The 15,343-nt window shown below is 63.0% G+C and carries 14 protein-coding genes; 8 read left to right on the forward strand and 6 right to left on the reverse strand.

What is annotated here, in order from left to right:
• The first annotated feature begins 22 nt into the window (after positions 1 to 22).
• From P0652_RS15645 to P0652_RS15655, 3 genes are read left to right on the forward strand one after another with little or no spacing between them, the layout of a single operon-like run.
• Entirely contained in the window at positions 23 to 895 is an 873-nt protein-coding gene (locus P0652_RS15645) for an ABC transporter ATP-binding protein (RefSeq protein WP_284179793.1), read from the forward strand.
• A complete protein-coding gene (locus tag P0652_RS15650; RefSeq protein ID WP_284179794.1) occupies positions 892 to 1,668 on the forward strand; it encodes an ABC transporter permease in 777 nt (258 codons plus the stop codon). Before P0652_RS15645 ends, P0652_RS15650 begins: the two co-directional genes overlap by 4 nt.
• A 29-nt stretch (positions 1,669 to 1,697) precedes the next feature.
• A complete protein-coding gene (locus P0652_RS15655; protein ID WP_284179795.1) occupies positions 1,698 to 2,723 on the forward strand; it encodes an ABC transporter substrate-binding protein in 1,026 nt (341 codons plus the stop codon).
• Between the two features lie 139 nt (positions 2,724 to 2,862).
• Here P0652_RS15655 and P0652_RS15660 read toward each other — a convergent pair whose 3' ends face one another.
• From P0652_RS15660 to P0652_RS15670, 3 genes are all read right to left on the reverse strand, one after another.
• Positions 2,863 to 4,548: a B12-binding domain-containing radical SAM protein gene (locus tag P0652_RS15660; RefSeq protein WP_284179796.1), complete on the reverse strand. Its 1,686-nt coding sequence runs from the start codon at positions 4,546 to 4,548 to the stop codon at positions 2,863 to 2,865.
• Between the two features lie 409 nt (positions 4,549 to 4,957).
• Positions 4,958 to 6,709: a thiamine pyrophosphate-binding protein gene (locus P0652_RS15665; protein WP_284179797.1), complete on the reverse strand. Its 1,752-nt coding sequence runs from the start codon at positions 6,707 to 6,709 to the stop codon at positions 4,958 to 4,960.
• A 56-nt stretch (positions 6,710 to 6,765) separates the two neighbouring features.
• The gene (locus P0652_RS15670) at positions 6,766 to 7,776 is read right to left on the reverse strand and encodes a Bug family tripartite tricarboxylate transporter substrate binding protein (protein WP_284179798.1); all 1,011 of its coding nucleotides are present in this window, start codon (positions 7,774 to 7,776) and stop codon (positions 6,766 to 6,768) included.
• Positions 7,777 to 8,077: 301 nt separating this feature from the next.
• Between P0652_RS15670 and P0652_RS15675 the strand changes: the two genes are divergently transcribed.
• Entirely contained in the window at positions 8,078 to 8,866 is a 789-nt protein-coding gene (locus tag P0652_RS15675) for an IclR family transcriptional regulator (protein ID WP_284179799.1), read from the forward strand.
• A 577-nt stretch (positions 8,867 to 9,443) separates the two neighbouring features.
• On the opposite strand, the gene P0652_RS15680 is transcribed toward P0652_RS15675, so the two are convergent.
• Positions 9,444 to 10,193 (reverse strand): ArsR/SmtB family transcription factor, encoded by a 750-nt coding sequence (locus P0652_RS15680; RefSeq protein ID WP_284179800.1) that lies wholly within the window; start codon positions 10,191 to 10,193, stop codon positions 9,444 to 9,446.
• Between the two features lie 107 nt (positions 10,194 to 10,300).
• On the opposite strand from P0652_RS15680, the gene P0652_RS15685 reads away from it, so the two are divergent.
• Both P0652_RS15685 and P0652_RS15690 read left to right on the forward strand, forming a co-directional pair.
• On the forward strand, positions 10,301 to 10,630 hold the full coding sequence (locus P0652_RS15685) for an NIPSNAP family protein (protein ID WP_284179801.1): 330 nt from the start codon (positions 10,301 to 10,303) through the stop codon (positions 10,628 to 10,630).
• Complete coding sequence (locus P0652_RS15690; protein WP_284179802.1) at positions 10,627 to 11,013, forward strand: antibiotic biosynthesis monooxygenase family protein; 387 nt, start codon at positions 10,627 to 10,629, stop codon at positions 11,011 to 11,013. The genes P0652_RS15685 and P0652_RS15690 overlap by 4 nt, the downstream gene beginning before the upstream one ends.
• Here the strand turns inward: P0652_RS15690 and P0652_RS15695 are convergent, their stop codons facing one another.
• Together P0652_RS15695 and P0652_RS15700 are read right to left on the reverse strand one after the other, a co-directional pair.
• Positions 11,014 to 12,933, reverse strand: a complete 1,920-nt coding sequence (locus P0652_RS15695) for a methyl-accepting chemotaxis protein (protein ID WP_284179803.1) — start codon at positions 12,931 to 12,933, stop codon at positions 11,014 to 11,016.
• 325 nt (positions 12,934 to 13,258) lie between these two features.
• Complete coding sequence (locus P0652_RS15700) at positions 13,259 to 14,086, reverse strand: MipA/OmpV family protein (protein WP_284179804.1); 828 nt, start codon at positions 14,084 to 14,086, stop codon at positions 13,259 to 13,261.
• Positions 14,087 to 14,449: 363 nt separating this feature from the next.
• Between P0652_RS15700 and P0652_RS15705 the strand changes: the two genes are divergently transcribed.
• Together P0652_RS15705 and P0652_RS15710 are read left to right on the forward strand one after the other, a co-directional pair.
• On the forward strand, positions 14,450 to 14,797 hold the full coding sequence (locus P0652_RS15705) for an ArsR/SmtB family transcription factor (protein WP_284179805.1): 348 nt from the start codon (positions 14,450 to 14,452) through the stop codon (positions 14,795 to 14,797).
• Positions 14,794 to 15,327, forward strand: coding sequence for an SRPBCC family protein (locus P0652_RS15710; protein ID WP_284179807.1), 534 nt, complete (start codon positions 14,794 to 14,796; stop codon positions 15,325 to 15,327). Before P0652_RS15705 ends, P0652_RS15710 begins: the two co-directional genes overlap by 4 nt.
• Positions 15,328 to 15,343: the final 16 nt, after the last annotated feature.

Below are 15,343 nucleotides of genomic sequence, written 5' to 3' on the forward strand. Positions count from 1 at the left end.
TGGCATGACAATAATTGCCGCGATGGCCCCTCCTGCTGTGCTGCCCGCCAAGGACCTGACGGATCCTCATGCTGGTCGGCCTGTCCCCGCTGTCGAGTTGTCGCGGGTTTCGGTGACTTTTGGGCAGGCCAGCGACAGCGTCGCCGCCCTCGCGGAAACCAACCTCCGCATCCATGAAGGCGAGTTCCTCGCACTGGTCGGGCCCTCGGGCTGTGGCAAGTCGACCATCCTGCGGCTGGTCGGCGGGCTGATCCAGCCAACGGAGGGTGTTGTCATCCTTGGCGGGCGCGAGGTGGCAGCGCGGGCTCTGCGGATCGGGATGGCCTTCCAGAACCCGACAATGCTGCCCTGGCTGACGATCGAGCAGAACATCATGCTGCCCCTCAAGATCGTCGAGCCATTCCGGTCGCAGTTCCGGAAGGAAAAGCGTGGCGCCTTTCGCGACAAGGCCCATGACCTGCTGGCGCAGGTCGGGCTGAAGGGCTTCGCCGGCAAGTTCCCGTGGCAATTGTCCGGAGGCATGCTTCAGCGTGCCAATCTCTGCCGCGCGTTGATTCATGAGCCGCGCATGCTGATGCTGGACGAGCCGTTCGGCGCGCTCGACCAGTTCACGCGCGAGGAACTCTGGGCGATCATGCAGAAAATGTGGCTTGCCCATAAGCCAACCGTCCTGCTGGTCACACATGACCTGCGCGAGGCTGCCTTCCTGGGTACGCGCATCTGCGTGATGAGCGCGCGGCCCGGCCGCATTGTCGATGACGCACCCGTGCCGTTCGCACGGCCGCGAACGATTGCCATGACCTTCGAGCCGGATTTCGTGGCGCTCAACCAGCGCCTGCGCAGCCTGATCGTCGAGGCCCGCAGCGGCGCCACAGTTTCGGAAGAATCCCTATGAGGAAGATTATCAACCGCCAGAGAAGGCGGTCCTTCGGGCTCATCGCGCTGTTCTTCGTCGGGTGGGAAGTGGCATGCCTTGTCTCCGGCATGTCTGACCTGATCCTGCCGCGGCCGAGCCAGGTTTTCACGACCATGTTCCAGCGGATGCCGATCCTCTGGCCGCATATTCTCCAGACGCTCATGACAACCATGATCGGTTTCGCCCTCGGCGTGGCCCTCGGTGTTGTGCTGGGTGCGGTGATCGGAGTGTCGCGCACGGCCTATGAGACAGCCTATCCCTTGCTGATCGGCTTTTCTTCCATTCCGAAGGTCGCGGTGGTGCCGATCTTCGTGCTCTGGTTCGGCTCGGGAACGGTGCCTGCCGTGCTGACGGCCCTGTCAATCTGCTTCTTCCCGATCGTCGTGAATATCGCCACCGGGCTCGCCACGACCGAACCGGAGCTGGAGGATGTGCTGAAGGCGCTCGGCGCCAGCAAGCTGGACATCCTCTGGAATGTCGGCCTGCCCCGGACGATGCCGTTCTTCTTCGCGTCGCTGAAGGTCGCCGTCACCTATGCCTTTGTCGGCACAGTTCTTTCAGAGACCGTCGCCTCGAACCGCGGCATCGGCAACGTCATGATGACGGCCTCGTCCAACTTCAATGTCCCGATGGTTTTCGCCGGGCTGTTCATCCTCGCGGGGATGGGCATCGCCCTCTACGTCGTCTTCTCGTTGATCGAAAGCCGGGTCACCGGCTGGGCCAACCGGAAGAATGATTTCGCCGCCGCCTGATCCAACCCATCTCCGGAGGTTCCCCGACCATGATGAAAACACTTACCGCCCTGCTCGTTGCCGGCCTTGCCCTGACCAATGCCGCCAGCGCGCAGGAGACCACCATTCGCTTCACCCTCGGCTGGAAGACGCAAGGCTCGGACGCAGCCTTTTTTGTTGCGCGCGACAAGGGCTACTTCAAGGCCGAGGGGCTGAATGTGGTGATCGACCAGGGCGAAGGCTCCGGCGCGACGATCACACGCATCATGGGCGGCGCCTATGATGCCGGCTTCGGCGATGTGAATGCCATCATCCAGAACGCCGCCGCCAAGCCGGGCGAGGCGCCGGTGATGGTCTACATGCTTTGGAACCGCCCGCCCTTCGCGATCTCCTCCAAGAAGTCCGCTGGCATCACCAAGCCGTCCGACCTCGAGGGCAAGAAGCTCGGCGGCGCGCAGGGCACGCCGACCACACGCCTGCTGCAGGTTTTCGCCCGCAAGAACAATGTCGATGTCAGCAAGATTGCCATCTCGAACATGGCGCCCAACCTGCAGGAGCCGCTGCTGATCAAGGGCGATATCGACGGCGCCCTGGTATTCAACATCACCGGCTATTTCAACCTGCTGCTGAACCGCCAGGATCCGGACAAGGACTTCAACTGGCTGACATTCAGCGATTTCGGCCTCGATCTCTATTCCAACGGGATGATGGTTTCCCAGAAGCTGCTCAAGGAAAATCCCAAGGCGGTTGCCGGCCTGGTCCGCGCCACCAACAAGGCGATGATCGAGATCGCGAAGGACCAGAATGTCGCGATGAAGGCCGTGATGAATTTCGACAACCTCGTCAACGAGGCGATCGAGAAGCGCCGCCTGCAATATTCTTTCACGAACCTCATCGTTTCCCCGGAAATGAAGGAAATCGGCATCGGCGACATCAAGGATGACCGCATGGCCCGCGCCATCGATATCGTCGTGGAAGGCTATGGTCTGACGCGCACCCCGAAACCGGACGAGATCTTCTCGCGCGCCTTCCTGCCGCCGCGTGCCGAGCGCGAACTCGTCTACACCGCCAATTGAGGGGCACTGGCCTCCGCTGACATGCGGCTTGCGACCGGCTTTGTGCAGAGATGTGAGGGCGCCTTCAGGGAACGAATATCCCGGAAGGCGCCCTTCGCCTTTTCAGCTCGGGGCAAGGGGGCCGGATGCGGCCTTCGTGCTAGTGCACCGCATGCCCGGCAGCGACTTTCTTCGCCGGCTTGTGGATCGCGGCAGGCAGCGGCGCGGAGGGAACCGCGACAAGCGCAGGCTTTTCCTCCTCGCCGCGATCAATCCGTGCGATCTGGTCTCGGATGCTTTGCATGACGTCGCGTGAAAAGGGGCCGAGGTGCAGGTAGAGTGCCATGATCGAGATCACGCTCCGGATGGCGGTTGGGTTCCGTATGGCGCAATCCGCCAGGGTCCACCAGACATGCATGGCCCAACGGGGGCGCATGGCGGTCATGAACCAGATGATCCGCGTCACGCGCCAGACATCCGCCAGCGCGGCTGGCAATGAAGGCGGCAGGACCGATCCTTTCCGCCTCAGCTTGCGGCCTACAACACGCAAGCGGCCGAAATAGGCCCTGGGTGTATAGATGCGCTCCAGAACCGAGAGATAATCGACGAGGATGTCGCGGCGGGGGCGCAGGGTTTCAAAATTCAGGCCCGACGTGCACTGATCACCATAATCGTCCTCGACAGCCACATCGTTCCCGGCATGGAGGCGGCCCTCCTGCTCCAGACGACGCGTGAGCTGGGTGTTGGGCAAGGCGTAAAGAAGCCCGACCATGCAGACAGGGATCGATGCATCCTCGATACAGGCGATCATCCCCTCTGCAGCGCCTTTGCGTTCGGTATCGAAACCAAGAATGAAGCCGGCGGTGACCGAAATCCCGGCGCCATAAATCTTGTGGATGCTGTCCGTCAGGCTGCGACGCGTATTCTGCTTTTTCTGCATCGCGACGAGTGTCTCCGTATCCGGGCTCTCGATACCGACAAAGATCAGGTAGAAACCGGCGTCGCGCAGCATACCCAGCAGGACATCATCATCAGCCAGGTTGACCGAGGCCTCGGTCGAGAATTCGAATGGAAATCCGTGCTTTTCTTGCCATTCAATCAAATGTGGCAGAAACAGCTTCAGTGCTTTCTTATTGCCAATCAGGTTGTCATCAACAAAATCGACCTGACCGCGATAGCCAAGCGCGTAGAGACGGTCGAGTTCGCCGAGCATCTGCTCTGTTGTCTTGGCGCGGGGGACGCGCCCGAACAACTCGATGATGTCACAGAATTCGCAGTTGAATGGACATCCACGGGAATACTGGACGCCGACATAGAGATAGTGTTTAAAGTTCAAGAGATCAAACCGGGGCACCGGGCTCGTGGTCACATCGGTGGTGAACTTCTGCGCTTCGAAAATGCCATGGCGGGCGCCCGAGTTCCAGGCGGCAACGAAATCCGCCATGACAGGCTCCGCCTCACCCAGCACCAGAAAGTCCGCTTCGCCGTAATGTTGCGGTGAAGAGGTTGCATCCGGTCCGCCAACCACAACAGGCCTGCCCCGGGCCTTGCACCGCTTGATAATGGAAAGGGTATCGGGTTGCTGCGGCAGCATGCCACCGGTCATGACAAGGTCGGCATGATCGATGTCGCTGTCAGTCAGCGTGCCGGTGTTGCAGTCAACAAGGCGGATGGTCCAATCCTGCGGCAGCAGCGCCGCCACCGTGAGAAGCCCGAGCGGGATGGCCGGATAACGGGCACCAACGACTTCGCAGGTCTTCCTGAAATTCCAGAAAGAGGCCGCAGCAAAACGCGGATAGACCAGCAAAACATTGCATGGCCGTGTCACGGGAAGCGCTGAGGCCATCATGTCTCTCCAATCGTCGATACCGTTTGAACTCAACTATAAAGCACATCCGGGTATCATTTGCGTAAGACAAAACTGTCACGGGGGGGGACCATCATACAAAATCCATAGGGCCCTTCGGAAAACGCCCGAACCCGACATTGATCAGGCCTTGCAATGTTCACGCCAGCCAGCGCGTGCGACGGCCCGCCTAGCCCTGAATCCAGGCCGGGAAGAACGGTAACTTTTCCAGTTGAAAAGGCTGCGGATCGAACCGGCAACCGCAGTGACTTTCCGCCCAGCGTTGATCTTCCCGAACACCTCTTTGAGAGGCCACCGTCGATGCCGGAAGGCCCGTACCGCATGCGCCCTGAATGGCCCTGCCAGCAGCATCCGTCAGCGGCCAGCCGATTTCGCTCTGATATTGCGTTCAGATCGGTCTGTCGCCCGCCTGCACCCGCAATGTGCGGTTGTCGACACCGGGCAACATGCGCGCTGGATCTCGGGTGACGACGACATCGATCACAGTGGGGCTGGTTATGTTGTTCAGCCCTTCGGTGATGGCGGCGGCCAGGGCTGCGGGGTCATCCACGCGGATGCCCCGGCAACCCATGGCATTGGCGATGTTCGCATAGTTCATTTCCACGAGATCGGAGGACTGATAATTCCCCTCGCCATAGACAGCGTGCTGCAGGGCCTTCACATAGCCGGAAGCCGCATTGTTGAAGACAATGGTGACGAAGTTGGCCCCCAACCGTTTCGCGGTCTCGAGATCGCCCATCGTCATGTTGAAGCCACCATCGCCGGTCATCGAAACGACCCGGCGTTGATGGCCGACACCAAGTTGGCACCCGAGACCGCCGGGCACGCCATACCCGATCGAAGCAAAGCCGCGATCCGCCACGAAATGCCGGCCGGCCTTCTTGGTATCGAAGAGCAATGCGCCCCAATGGGCGGCGAAGCCACCGTCGGCAACGAGTACGCCGTCTTCCGGCATCAGGCGGTTCAATTCGCCCAGAATACGGCCGATATTGATGGGGGCCTCATCGGATTCGAGGCGATCCGCCGCACCCTGCCGCCAGGCCGCCATGCGCTCCAGAACCTCCGCGCCATAAGCGGCACGAGACCGCATCCGCTGGCCGCCATCGGCAAGGGCGGCGGTGAAGGCCTCGAGAGTGAGTCGGGCATCGCCCACCAAAGCCACATCGGTGCGGGTTGTCCGGCCGATTTCCTCGGCAAGAATATCGACATGGATCACCGGCTTCCCGGCACCAATCAATGCGAAGCGGCGCGTGGCAATCTCGCCGAGCTTGCACCCCACAACAACAAGGCAATCGCTCTTCTCAACCAGTTCATTCGCGATCCGGGAATAGCGACCGAACACGCCGGCGGAAAGCGGATGCGTGCAGGCAATGGCGCCCTTGCCTGACATCGTGTGGGCGACCGGGATACCCTGCCCTTCCGCAAGGGCCCGCAGGGCTTCATGCGCATCCGAGAGGTGAATGCCGCCGCCGACCAGCAGAAGTGGCCGGCTGGCTTTTGCCATCCGCTGGACAGCACGTTCCATCTGCGCAGGATCCGGCAGGGAGCGGCGAGATTGCGTCTTCAGAACGCTGGCATCCACCCAGAAATCCGCCGCATCGTAATCATGTTCAGCATGCGCCACATCCTCCGGAACATCGATCAGAACCGGCCCGGGACGCCCCGATGTCGCCACCGCATAGGCACGGCGAACCGCTTCGGGGATGCGCTGGGGCAGCTCGACGCGGATCACCTCCTTCACGACAGGCCGCAGGATATCGACCTGACGCGCCTCCTGGGTCATGTTCTTCCAGGAATGTTCGCGATTGGTATTGCCGGTGATCGCGATGATCGGAATTCCGGCGTTGAGCGATTCCGCCAGTGCCGTGACGAGATTTGTCGCGCCCGGCCCGAGGGTTGCGTCCACGACACCCGGACGGTTGGTGACCCGCGCGTAGGCATCCGCAGCGAAGGCGCCGCATCGTTCATCGTTGATGAGCGCATGCTTCAGCTTCAGCGCGCGGCACGCCTCGTAGAAGGGAAGCAACTGGAAGCCGCCCATGCCGAAGAGCGGTCCAACTTCATGCAGCTTCAACATTTCGCCAATGGCGCGGCCGCCCTGCATCGAGCGGATCACTTTAGTGGGGGAAAAATCAGTCACAACAGGTTCCATCACGTTGGGGGCATGGGCCCCGGATTGGTAAGAGCGGCTTCGGTTCACTGCACCGAGGCGCCGGAAGCGCGGACGACTTCGCCCCAGAGCCGGATCTCTTCGGTGATGAAGGCCTGAAGTGCTGGCCCGGCCAGCGGGCGCGGCGTCATCCCAAGGGCCGCGAAGCGTTCGTTCAGCGCCGGCCTGGCCAACGCGTCGTTGATCTCGCCGGCAAGGCGCTCGATGATCGCAGGCGGCGTTCCGGCGAGGGCGAACAGGGCAAACCAGCTCTCCCCGCCCATTCCGGGGAAGCCCACCTCGCGCAGGGTCGGAACCGCAGGCAATTGGGGAGCGCGTTCATCAGAGGTCACGCCAAGCGCGCGCAAGGTCCCGGACTGGATGAGCGGAAGGGCGGATGGCAGGTTGTCGAACATCAGATCGACCGCGCCGCCCACCAGGTCCGCCATGGCAGGCCCGGAGCCGCGATACGGCACGTGCGTCATGGTGATGCCGCTCTTGCTTCGGAACAGCTCGCCACTGAGATGCACCGAGGTGCCATTGCCCGACGAGGCAAAAGTGAGGCCTTCCTTGCGGGCCTTCCCTTCAGCCACGAGCTCGGCAACCGTGGTGGCCTTGACCCGCCGTGGCGAGACCACGAGCACGTTTGGCACGCCGGCAATCCGGCTGATCGGCGCAAAATCCTTCACGGCGTCATAGGGCAAGGCCTTGTACAGGGTCGGGTTGATCCCGTGCGTGCTGACCGTTCCCAGAAACAGGGTGTGCCCGTCGGGCCCCGCCTGCTTCAGCGCGCCGGCCGCAATCGACCCGCCGGCGCCCGGCTTGTTCTCGATAATGACGCTGACGCCCAGCTGTGAGGACAGTTGCTGGGCCATGAGGCGTCCGAGGGTGTCGGTGGCGCCACCGGCGGCGAAAGGCACAATGATGGTGAGCGTGCGGGAAGGATATCCGGCCTGCGCCCGCGCATTGAAGCTGCCGCCCGCAATCGCTGCAGCCGCAAGGCCAAGCAGGGAACGCCTGTCGAGGGTTGGTCCGGTCTTCGATGGATCGCGCATCATGTCTTTTCCTCCTGTTCGTTTCTGGTTGCGAGCACCTGGCCCGGCAGCTGCGGAACGGTTTGCGGCACCGGACGCCTGCCTTCGTCGCTGTGTCCCGGCGGGTTCCTCATGCAGCTGCGGGGAATGCCGCTCTCTTGGTTTCAGCGGAGGGCGGACATCAGGCTCACAAAAGTTCTGTATATCAGAATCTTTTGTATCGCAATACGGAACAGCGTGTCTGGCATGAGGCCTGACAGGAGAGACCTGCCATGCTAGGAACAGGAAAGAGTGGATCGCTGAGCCAGATGAGGTATGCGGGGCGATGAGCGATGCGCAGCAACAGGACGACGAGGCGGCGTCGGACGCCTCAATCACGACCATTGACCGCGCCGCCCGCCTTCTGACCATCCTCGCTGCCGGCGAAGCCATGGGCATGATGCTGACCGAGATCGCCCGACAGGCGGGATTTGGCAAAGGCACCACGCATCGCGTGCTGGCGGCGCTGGTGGAAGTGGGGTTTGTTTTCCAGAATCCGGAAAACCGCCGCTACCGGCTTGGATCGAGGCTGACCCTGATGGCACAGCATGCCCGGACGCAGGAACTGGCGTTTCGGGTTCAGCCGCTTCTGGATCGACTTGCCGAACAGACCGGAGATACGGCCTTTTGCTCGATCCGGGAGGGGCTCAGCGCCGTCTGCATTGCTCGGGCCACGGGGGAGTTTCCGATCCGCACGCTCACGCTGGATGTCGGCTCTCGACGCCCCCTGGGGATTGGCGCCGGCAGTCTTGCCTTGCTCGCGGCTCTGCCAGATGCCCTGGTCGAGGATAGCATGACAAAGAACGCGCGCTTGCTTGCCGCCTACCCCGTCTATTCTCCGGAATGGCTGACGGGCCGGGTGAAGGAAGCGCGCGAAAGCGGGTACGCGCAGAATCCCGGCGATATTCTCCCTGGCATGGGCGCACTCGGCATGGTTGTCGGCGACCCTATGATCCAGCCTCTGGCCGCACTTTCGATAGCAGCCATCAGCGAGCGCGTGTCTCCGCCGCGCAAAGCCCTGCTGCTCGAGAAACTCCGCGAAGCCACGGACGAACTGCTCACATTGATGCGCTGAAGCGACGCGTGCCGTCAGACGACCCCGATCATTCCGGGAAGCGCCCTGCCCCGATATCGATCAGGCCTTGCAAGACAGACATTCCCCGGCAACTGCACAGGTGACGAGCGCCGCTTCTGCCGGAATGATCATCGAGGCGAAAGCCAAGAACAGACGAGGCGCCGGTCGGAGGCGACATTGCACAGCCCGTCTTGCAGAGCGCCTCGGAGTGATCTGACCATGCCGGACCCGACAATCCGAACCGGCAGAAGATGCCAGCAGGGCGGACTTGATATGTGCCGGCGCATATCAAGGCCTGCGATGGCCTCCGCCGATCTTGACCGTTCCTTCGCGCTCGAGCCGAAGCAGGCCGCGGCGCAGGCCCTGAAGGCGCTGCTCGTGTCACGCTCGGGCACGCCCTTTCAAGGCATGCTGATCGCGCACTCGAGATCGCCCCGAAGAACCTGATGGCGCTGAACGTGCAGATGCGTGCGCTTCAAGAGCCGAGGCGAACCGCCGGAGGCCGCCGGATGGTGCAGGATTTCCTCCGGCAATTCGACCGGAGCGGATATGAACGGGGAATAGCGGCCTGACGAATTCATGCTCGCCTGGCCGGGTGGTGTGTCCTGTCCGCACCGCGCTCCTCGGCATCGAGGGCCTCTTCTTGGCCGGTGGCGCCCAAGGCCAACAGGGCCCGTTCTCCATCGGGCGAGAAGTGTACGGCACGCGATGCGGCCTCGCGCCGACACCAGCCTCTTTCGATGGCCAACCTTGCGATAGCCGCGCCAAGGCTCCCCGCGAGATGGGGCCGGCGTTCGGACCAATCGAGGCAGGCCCGGCAGAGCGGCCTTGGCTTTTCTTCGAGCGCGGCGATGTCGATGCCTTCGGCCAGAAAGCGCAGGCGCCCCTTCGCGGAGAGACCCAGGCCATCGGCTTGTGCGACGAGCATTCCGCGATCGACCAGCCGCGCGAAAAGAGCGGTCGCCGCATTCCCTGCGAGGTGATCGTAGCAGAAGCGCGCCCGGCGCATGGCGGCTTCACGCGGGCCCGGGCGTGTTCGCTTGAGCCCGACCCGCGCGGCGAGGCCCATCAGCGTTTCTACGGCTTCGGCCACATCGGGACCGGCGATGTTGAAATACCGGTGACGCCCTTGCACGAGGACGACCAGCAAGCCCGCTTCGAGCAGCCTCGCCAGATGGCCGGAGGCCGCAGACGGCGAAATGCCGGCCTCTGCGGCACATTCCCCCGCTGTCAACGCCCTGCCGCCCATGAGAGCCGCAAGAATGTTGGCGCGCGCGGGATCGCCGATCAGCGACGCGAGGGCAGCGATATCGGGACCGTTCTTCATGGCGCCTATCCTAGCCCGTCCGCACGGAGCAATGCTTCATTCTTCGCCGAAACATCGGGCCCGCGAAGAGCGTTACCAAGGCACTCCCGAAACACGGAGTGCCCGCCATGATAACCTGCTTCATCCGCTATGACATCGAGCCCTTCCGGCAGGCCGAGTTCGCCACGTATGCCCGGATGTGGGGACAGGCGATCCCGGCCTGCGGAGCCGATCTCGTCGGATATTTCGGCCCGCACGAGGGCTCGCTGACCACCGCCTACGGCGTCTATTCCCTCGAAAGCCTCGCCGCCTACGAGGCCTATCGCGCCCGGCTCAAAGCCAGCGATGCCGGCCGCGAAGCCTTTGAATTCGCACGCAAGGAAGGATTTATCCGCCGGGAAGACCGCATCTTCCTCACAAGGGTGTCCGAACCCCATGCGCGCTTGATCCGGCCATGATCGCCGTGATCTTCGAGGTTTGGCCGGCGGAAGGCGAGCGCCAGACCTATCTTGATCTCGCCGCCGCCTTGCGCGACGAGCTTTTCCAGGTTGACGGCTTCCTCACGATCGAGCGTTTCCAGTCGCTGGGCGAACCCGACAAGCTCCTCTCTCTGTCCTTCTGGCGCGACGAGGCCGCAGTGGCGGCATGGCGCAACAGCCATGCCCATCGCATCACGCAAGGCAGAGGCCGGAGCGGCGTGTTCCGGGACTACCGGCTGCGCGTGGCCGAGGTTATCCGGGATTACGGACTGGACGAGCGTGCGGAGGCGCCTGGAGACAGTCGTCTTGCACATGGTGGCTCCAGCCAACCCGCCGGCCGGATTTCCCGACCCGGAGATTGACTAGGCGGCGCGAAGCTGGCGGATGAAACTCTCGACATTCTCGCGCAAGGCAGCAGCCTCCTCGAGCAGCCCGTCGGCCGAGCCCCGCACCTTCGCGGCATTGTCCCGCGTGGTAGCGGCGCCCTGCATCACGCTCATGACATTGACCGAGACATCGTCGGTGCCCTTGGCGGCTTCGGCGACATTGACCGCGATCTCCCGTGTCGAGCCGCCCTGAAGCTCCACGGCAGTCGAGATCTGGGTCGAAATCGACCCGAGTTCGCCGATGATGCTCGCGATGCTGCGGATGGCCTCCACCGCCGAATCCGACGCGGTGCGCATCTCGGCGATCTGCGCGGCGATCTCCTCGGTCGCCTTCGCGGTCTGGGCAGCCAGCGACTTCACCTCGGTCGCGACCACGGCGAACCCGCGTCCGGCATCCCCGGCGCGGGCGGCCTCGATTGTCGCGTTGAGCGCCAGCAGATTGGTCTGGTCGGCGATCGAATTGATGAGGCCGACGATCTGGCTGATGCTCCCGGTCGTCTCGGCAAGGCTCTGCACCATGCCGTCCGTATCCGCAGCCGCGGTGGTCGCGCGTTCCGTGACCTGGCGAGAGGCAAGGACCATCCGGGTGATGCGGTCGATCGCCTCGGCCAGCGTATCCGAGGCATGCGCCACGCTCTGGACATTGGCCGCAGCCTGCTCGGCAGCCGCTGCGACTGTGGTTGCATTGAGCGTGCTTTCCTCCGCTGTGGCATTGAGCGTCCGCGCCGTTTCCGCCAGCGTTCCGGCCGAGCCGGAGACGGCGGAAATCGACCGTGTCAGCCCCTGCTCGAATTCGGAAATCAGGCGGTTCATCGTGTCAAGACGCTGCTCGCGCTGCGCGAATTCGCGGTTGCGCTCCTCCGCCAGCGCGCGGCGCTCCAGCGCATTGGTCTTGAAGACCTCAACCGCCGCAGCCATCGCGCCGATCTCATCGGCACGACCGAGTTCCGGCACCGCCGTCTCGAGTTTCTCGGCGGCGAGATCGCCCATGGCGGCGGTCATGCGCTGGATCGGCTGCGCCACCGTATGCCGGAGGAGCACCAGCAGCACCGCAACCATGACAAGCGCCGCAATGAGCGAAGCGCCCATGGCGATGTATTGCAGTTCGCGCACGCTGCGAAGCGCCTTGTCGGCATCGATGGCCACTGCGACATACCAGTCCGTCCGGTCGCGCAGGCGGATCGGCAGATAGGAGACGAACATGCGGTCCTTGCCGATTATCGCCTCCTTCACGCCCGCAGCCGTGACATTCACATCGCCAGTGATGATATCCGAAACCGGCTTGCCGATGCGCGCCGCTTCGGGATGGACCAGGATCTTGCCATCGCGGCTGACGATGAAGCCCTGCCCCATGCCACCGAAATCGAGATCGGCCATCATCTTGACCAGCGCGCTGACCTCAAGGTCGCCGCCGGCCACGCCGAAAATGCGATCAGCCTTCCGGACGGGCTCAGCCAGGGTGACGATCAGCTTGCCGGTGGAGGCGCTGAGATAGGGCTCGGTCACGACCGGCGCCTGCACCTCGACAGCCTTGCCATACCACGGCCGCTTGCGCGGATCGTAATCCGGAGGCATCTGCCGCGGCGGGGAAATGGTGAACTGCCCTTCGGCCGTGCCGAAATAGGCGAGGAAAAACTCCTTCATCACGGTCTTGTTGGCGAGGACTTCTTCCGTGCCGACGACCCCTTTCGAGAGCATGTCGACCATGCTGCCGAGCAGGATCAGCCGTCCATCGACCCAGCGCTCCACCGTTTCCGCCGATTGGGCCCCGACAGTCTGGATGTTGCGGGTGATTTCGGATTGCATCGACTGGGCAAGGCGTTCGCGGATGATCGTGGCGAACAGGGCAAAGACCACAAAAACGGCCAAAGACGCCATCAGGACGATGCGCCGCATGATGCTCCTGGAGGGAACCGTCTTCTTGTGATCGGGAGTCATGACATCAGTCCGTATGAGTGCGGCCGCCGGGTGGGGAAAGAGATTCGCCGGATGAGGACGTAACGGTGACGCAAATGCATAAAGATTTCACAAAATGCGCACGGACTTTGCATGGTCGAGGGAGGCTGGGGGAGCGCGGGAACGCCCCCTACGTCATCGAAGGTTGCGGCGCTTGCCCCATCGGCGGGACGCCGATTTTCGTCCTACACTGGCATTAGGACAGCGGAGGGGCGGCCGTTTCATCCAGAGCCCGCCCTTGCCCGAACCCACAGAGCGCCCACCCTCAATAACCGGTATCAAACGTCCAGCGAACGCTCGTACCAAGGCTGAACTGGTTCGCCGAGCCCTTCTGTTTCACCAGCGGCGAATTCGCAGCATCGCCGGCGAGCCTGCTGGCCTGGACGAAGGCGCTGGTCTCGATGCGGGGCGTCCATTGATAGGTGACCTGCGCCGCCGCGCCATAGGAGAGCAGGCCATGGCCCGCCTTGAAAGCCGGCAGGCCCGATTGCGCCGATTGCTGCGCCGTGACCCCGAGATAGGTCTGGGTGAAATCGCGCCCGACGAAGGACATGCGCGGACCGGCCGAGACAATCCAGCGTTCGCCAAGCCGGGTGAAGGCATCGAGCTTGATATCGCCCATCAGCGCATCATGCGCGAACAGCCCCTGGCGGATCTCGCCGCGGGCACGCAGCCATGGCAGCGGGTAGAATTCGGCGAAGCCGCCGATTTCCCCGCCGAAGCGCACATTACCGAGGCCGCGCAATTCGGAATGATCCGACGCGCGCCTTTCCCAGAGGAGCTTGCCCGCCACGCCGGCGCGCCAGTTGTCGCCCTCGATCAAGCCGATGCCGATATTGTCATCGGCTACCGACAGCCAGCGACTGCCAAGGCCACGCCCGATCGAGACGATCGGCCGGAAGGCGACCGCCCCCCGCTTCGAGCCCAGAAAGGCCGGCGCCACACCGACACCGAGGCCAAGCGAGACATTCCAGGTGCGCGGAGCATTCCTCGCTTCGGGGCTTCTGAGGTCAATCTGCTGCGCAACGGCAGGCAAGGCTGAAGCCGCAAGGCTCGCCAGGGCGATGGTGGCAGGAACACGAGGCAGGCGCATCGACAATACTCTCCGGGGCCATGGGCACGCCCCCGATCAGGGAAAACTATTGGTGTTGCTGTTACGTTTGATTCATCAAAACGGTGCTGCTTATCGCCCGACAAGCTGAACAAAAACTTTCGCATCCGCTGGCGCGATGTGTCGCATCAGGGCGCATGATCTCGAGCAAAGGATTGGTACAGCGGGAAACAATGGCACTGCTCATGCGGCCCGGCCGGCCGCCATGCACGCCACCGATAACGCCTTTCTCCTTCGACAGTGCCGCCAAGCGCTCATCCGTGCCAGCACAATTCTCAACCAGATGGTTGACTATTATTCAGCCGCGGGATATTCAACCAATCAGTTGAATTTTGAGGCCACGCGATGGATGCCGTCTTTCACGCTCTCGGGGATGCAACCCGCCGCCGCATGCTGGCCGATCTTGCCAATGGCGAAAGGACGGTCAGCCAATTGGCGGAGCCCTATGCCATGTCACTGGCTGCGGCTTCCAAGCACATCAAGACGCTGGAGAATGCGGGGCTGATCCGGCGCGAGGTCCGGGGACGCACGCATCTGTGCCGTCTTGATCCGGGCCCTCTGGCCCAGGCCCACCAGTGGCTGGGCTTCTACGAGCGCTTCTGGACCAGCCGCCTCGATGCCCTCGAGCGCCTGCTGCGGGAAGAGGATGCCGCTGCCAACGTTACCAACACCAGAGATGGAGATCCGAGATGACCAAAAACGCGCTTCTGGACGATTACGGCATGCTCACCGAGCCCGCCACGCTTACGATCCGGCGATTGCTGCCTGGCCCGGCCGAACGCATCTGGAATTATCTCACCAAGAGCGAGTTCCGGAAGCAGTGGCTGGCGTCGGGTGATATGGATCTGAAACCTGGTGGCGCCTTCGAGTTCATCTGGCGCAATGCGGAACTGAGCGATCCGCCGGGGCAGCGTCCGGATGGTACCTCGGAAGAACACCGGATGACCGGCACGATCACCGAATTGGCCGCGCCTTACCGATTGGCGATCAGCTGGGGCAGCACGGGCGGCGTCGTATTCGATCTCGAGCCGCAGGGAGACGATGTCCTGCTGACGCTGACCCACCGCCGCGTACCGGATCGCTCCATTCTGCTCAATGTCAGCGCCGGCTGGCATGCGCATCTGGATGCGCTGGTGCTGCGGCTCAACGGTCGCAAGGTCACCTCGTTCTGGGATAGCTGGAGCCGCCTGAAGGCAGAATACGACCAGCGGCTTCCTGCCTGACCTCCCGGGGGCAAAC

Origin of the sequence: Rhabdaerophilum sp. SD176, assembly GCF_030143245.1 — a bacterium.
GTDB lineage: Bacteria > Pseudomonadota > Alphaproteobacteria > Rhizobiales > Beijerinckiaceae > Rhabdaerophilum.

Bases quoted from the DNA above. Each gene is read 5' to 3' on its own strand.
- P0652_RS15690 (WP_284179802.1), top strand. From the start codon at position 10,627: ATGATCGCCGTGATCTTCGAGGTTTGGCCGGCGGAAGGCGAGCGCCAG.
- P0652_RS15685 (WP_284179801.1), top strand. From the start codon at position 10,301: ATGATAACCTGCTTCATCCGCTATGACATCGAGCCCTTCCGGCAGGCC.
- P0652_RS15695 (WP_284179803.1), bottom strand. From the start codon at position 12,933: ATGCGGCGCATCGTCCTGATGGCGTCTTTGGCCGTTTTTGTGGTCTTT.
- P0652_RS15710 (WP_284179807.1), top strand. From the start codon at position 14,794: ATGACCAAAAACGCGCTTCTGGACGATTACGGCATGCTCACCGAGCCC.
- P0652_RS15650 (WP_284179794.1), top strand. From the start codon at position 892: ATGAGGAAGATTATCAACCGCCAGAGAAGGCGGTCCTTCGGGCTCATC.
- P0652_RS15705 (WP_284179805.1), top strand. From the start codon at position 14,450: ATGGATGCCGTCTTTCACGCTCTCGGGGATGCAACCCGCCGCCGCATG.
- P0652_RS15700 (WP_284179804.1), bottom strand. From the start codon at position 14,086: ATGCGCCTGCCTCGTGTTCCTGCCACCATCGCCCTGGCGAGCCTTGCG.
- P0652_RS15660 (WP_284179796.1), bottom strand. From the start codon at position 4,548: ATGGCCTCAGCGCTTCCCGTGACACGGCCATGCAATGTTTTGCTGGTC.
- P0652_RS15645 (WP_284179793.1), top strand. From the start codon at position 23: ATGGCCCCTCCTGCTGTGCTGCCCGCCAAGGACCTGACGGATCCTCAT.
- P0652_RS15675 (WP_284179799.1), top strand. From the start codon at position 8,078: ATGAGCGATGCGCAGCAACAGGACGACGAGGCGGCGTCGGACGCCTCA.
- P0652_RS15680 (WP_284179800.1), bottom strand. From the start codon at position 10,193: ATGAAGAACGGTCCCGATATCGCTGCCCTCGCGTCGCTGATCGGCGAT.
- P0652_RS15670 (WP_284179798.1), bottom strand. From the start codon at position 7,776: ATGATGCGCGATCCATCGAAGACCGGACCAACCCTCGACAGGCGTTCC.
- P0652_RS15655 (WP_284179795.1), top strand. From the start codon at position 1,698: ATGATGAAAACACTTACCGCCCTGCTCGTTGCCGGCCTTGCCCTGACC.